We start from the raw sequence: 3,045 nt of genomic DNA, 5'->3' as shown, positions 1-3,045 counted from the left end.
GGCGCGCCGACGTGGAGGCGTTCGTGGCCCGCACGGTCGAGGAGTTCGGCCGGATCGACGTGCTGGTCGGCAACGCCGGCATCGCCAAGATCGGCCCGATGGCCGACCTGGACGTCGACGGCTGGACGGCGATGATCGACGTCAACCTGCGCGGCGTGCTGAACGGCATCGCCGCGGCGATGCCCGCGTTCCGGCGGCAGGGCCGGGGACACTTCGTCACCACGGTGTCGACCGCCGGCCTGAAGATCACGCCGACGATGGCGGTCTACGGCGGCGTCAAGAACGCGGTCCGGACGGTGCTGGAGGGGCTGCGTCAGGAATCGACCGACGGCGTCATCCGGACCACGGCGGTGTCCCCGGGCTACGTGCGCACCGAGCTGGCCGATTCCATCGACGACCCGGCGGTACGCGAGCTGACCCGCCGGAACATGGCCGAGTTCGCGATCGCACCGGAGGCGGTGGCCCGGACGATCGCCTTCGCCGTCGAGCAGCCGGACGACGTCGAGATCGGTGAGATCGTCGTACGCCCGACCCGGCAGGGATGACCGCTAACGGCGCACTCTCGCGGCGTCGTCGGTGCGCTGCTGCCACTGGGCGCGTACGGCGGCGATCTCACCGCGGTGCCGGGCCTCCCAGTCGTCGATCAGCTCGGCGATGACGCGCAGGCCGGCCTCGTACGCCGGGCGCCGGCAGTCCGCGTCGGCGGCGAACCGTCTCTCCAGCTCGGCGACTGCCTGCCGCCAGGCGGCCGACGCCGGTGCCCCGTCGACGGGGGCGTCCCGGCGGTCGAGCCTGGACGTGATCATGAAGTCGCGGCGGTCGTCGACGACGTACCCGTAGCGGTTGTGCATGCAGGACCGGTAGTGCCGCATGCCGCGGACGATGTCCGGATCGCGATTGACGGCCATCAGCAGCTCGCCGAAGGCCAGGCCGACCCGGTCCAGCCCGGGCGGCATCTCGACCTGGTAGTACGTGCGACGGCCGGCCTTCCTCCGGCACTTGTCCAGCGCGGTCGCGTCCTGCGGGGGAACGGCCGGTTCGTCGGCGGACTCCCGGGCCAGCCGGGCGTAGGCGGTCTCGTTGAGGATGAGGATCCGGGGACCCTCGGTCAGAGAATCGATGACCGTCGCGTGGCCGGTACCGTAGCCGAAGTCGGCTTCCGTGAAGTCCCGGTAGAAGCTCAGGACCGGCCGTTTGTTGTAGCGGTGGCCGGCGGCCCGCATGCAGGTCGCGATTGCGGTCTCGACCCGGTCGTGCTTGACGATCTCCGACGCCCGCATCTCCTGGAGGCTGCCGGTGGTCGCGATGGCGAGGGCGTCCAGGCGCGCGGCGGTGGACGAGGCGGCCCGGGAGGGCGGGGACACCCCGATGACGAGCACGGTGAGCCACGTCGACACCGCCAGCAGCCGTCGGTCCACGCCCTGCCAACGAGGTTGCGCGGTACGGGTGACGCCGGCGGTAAGATGGTTACCGACCGGCCCGTCCGGGCGATCGAGCAGTTCTCCGGGTCCCGGCCGGCGAGCGTCAACCCGCTGGACCTCAAGATCCGGGCCGGCGAACTCAAGGTGATCCTGCCGTACCGGAGGCCGTTCGTCCTCGGCAACGACCTGGCCGGCACGATCGTCGCCGCCGGATCCCGCGTCACGCGGTTCGCGGTCGGTGACGAGATCTACGCCCGGCCGGACCAGCGCCGGATCGGCGCGTTCGCCGAGCTCATCGCCATGAACGAGGGCGACGTGGCGGCCAGGCCGGCCACCCTCACCGCGGAGGAGGCCGCCTCCCTCCCGCTGGTCGGCCTCACCGCCTGGCAGGCCCTGGTCGAACGGGCGAACCTGCGGCCGGGCCAGAAGGTCCTCATCCACGCCGGGGCCGGCGGCCTCGGGACCATCGCCATCGTCAGCGTCGCCGGGCCGCCCGACCCCGCGTTCGCCCAGGAACTCGGCGCCAACCCCGTCGTCCGGCTGGCCATGGCCGCGCTGAGCTTCCGGGTCCGGCGACGCGCCCGGCGACACCACGTGCGGTACTCGTTCCTGTTCATGAAGGCCGATGGTGACCAGCTGTCCCGGCTCGGCGCTCTCGTCGACGCCGGGACGATCCGGCCGGTGGTGGACCGGATCTTCGACTTCGAATCCACCCGTGCGGCCTTGGCGTACGTCGAGGACGGGCGGGCCAAGGCGGGCAAGGTCGTCGTGCGGATGGTGGCGTAGCGGCGTACCGGAATCTCTCAGGCTTGTTGCAGGGGGCCGGGGCAGGCCGGGCTGATCCGGTCGGCCAGCCGGTGCAGCGCGCCGGCGGTCCGGAGGCGCAGGGCCGCGGGCCGGGGTTGCCGCTCCGGGATCACCGGCGCGTCCGGCAGGGCGGACTGTGCCGCCTCGCGCGCCTGCTGCACGCCCTGTCGTCCGACGGCGTAGTAGATGAGCATCGCTCCTCCTCGTGCTACCGGCTAAACTCGCTTTAGTGGAAGCATACCGGAGATGCTTCCAGCAAAACAGCCTTTGGCAGTAGGTTGGATGCGATGAACGACGTGACCTCGACCGGCGGCGTGGCGGACCTCGTCCGCAACGGCGGATTGTTGTGCCTGGACTTCATCAACACGGTGGAGCCGCGGACCGGTCCGGTGGACCGCGAGTGGCTGACCGGATACGCCGACCTGGTCGTGTGGGCCCGGCACGGCGACCTTCTCGACGAAGCGGCGGTGGACGCGCTCCTGCGCACGGCCGCGGATCGGCCGGCGGAGGCCCGGGCCGCTTACCGGGCCGCCATCGACCTGCGCGAGGGACTGTTCCGGCTGTTCGCCGCGATCGTCGACGGCTCCACGCCGGCCGACGGGGACCTCGAGGTGCTGCGGCGGGCCTACGCGGCAGCGACTGCGCACGGCCGGCTGGTCCCCAGCGGCGGCGGTTTCGGCTGGGCCTGGGACGCCCCTGAGTCGCGGGGCCGGGCGGGGGGGGCGGGGGCCGGCGGGGCGGTGGTGGGGGGCGGTGCCGGGGCCCGCGAGCCGGGAAAAAACAGGCCCCCCCCCCCGGGGGGCTCCAGGCTGGTCAA

At 72.4% G+C, this 3,045-nt stretch carries 5 protein-coding genes; 3 read left to right on the top strand and 2 right to left on the bottom strand.

Annotation, left to right across the window (positions count from 1 at the left end):
- A partial coding sequence (locus AB0C29_RS41065) for an SDR family oxidoreductase (RefSeq protein ID WP_360832556.1) occupies positions 1-545 on the top strand: 545 nt, incomplete at its 5' end.
- Between the two features lie 3 nt (positions 546-548).
- On the opposite strand, the gene AB0C29_RS41060 is transcribed toward AB0C29_RS41065, so the two are convergent.
- Positions 549-1,418 (bottom strand): hypothetical protein, encoded by an 870-nt coding sequence (locus tag AB0C29_RS41060; RefSeq protein ID WP_360832553.1) that lies wholly within the window; start codon positions 1,416-1,418, stop codon positions 549-551.
- Positions 1,419-1,463: 45 nt separating this feature from the next.
- Between AB0C29_RS41060 and AB0C29_RS41055 the strand changes: the two genes are divergently transcribed.
- The gene (locus AB0C29_RS41055) at positions 1,464-2,207 is read left to right on the top strand and encodes an NADP-dependent oxidoreductase (RefSeq protein ID WP_360832550.1); all 744 of its coding nucleotides are present in this window, start codon (positions 1,464-1,466) and stop codon (positions 2,205-2,207) included.
- Positions 2,208-2,224: 17 nt separating this feature from the next.
- Here the strand turns inward: AB0C29_RS41055 and AB0C29_RS41050 are convergent, their stop codons facing one another.
- Positions 2,225-2,422, bottom strand: a complete 198-nt coding sequence (locus AB0C29_RS41050) for a hypothetical protein (RefSeq protein ID WP_360832547.1) — start codon at positions 2,420-2,422, stop codon at positions 2,225-2,227.
- Positions 2,423-2,515: 93 nt separating this feature from the next.
- Here AB0C29_RS41050 and AB0C29_RS41045 point away from each other — a divergent pair.
- Positions 2,516-3,045, top strand: a 530-nt coding sequence (locus AB0C29_RS41045) for an ABATE domain-containing protein (protein WP_360832544.1), incomplete at its 3' end; no start/stop codon positions are given.

This window comes from Actinoplanes sp. NPDC048791, assembly GCF_040650095.1.
Classification (GTDB): Bacteria; Actinomycetota; Actinomycetes; order Mycobacteriales; family Micromonosporaceae; genus Actinoplanes.
The sequence above is the reverse complement of the archived record's forward strand: the minus strand, read 5'-3'. Positions and strand labels throughout refer to the sequence as shown.

Bases quoted from the DNA above. Each gene is read 5' to 3' on its own strand.
- AB0C29_RS41055 (WP_360832550.1), top strand. From the start codon at position 1,464: ATGGTTACCGACCGGCCCGTCCGGGCGATCGAGCAGTTCTCCGGGTCC.
- AB0C29_RS41050 (WP_360832547.1), bottom strand. From the start codon at position 2,422: ATGCTCATCTACTACGCCGTCGGACGACAGGGCGTGCAGCAGGCGCGC.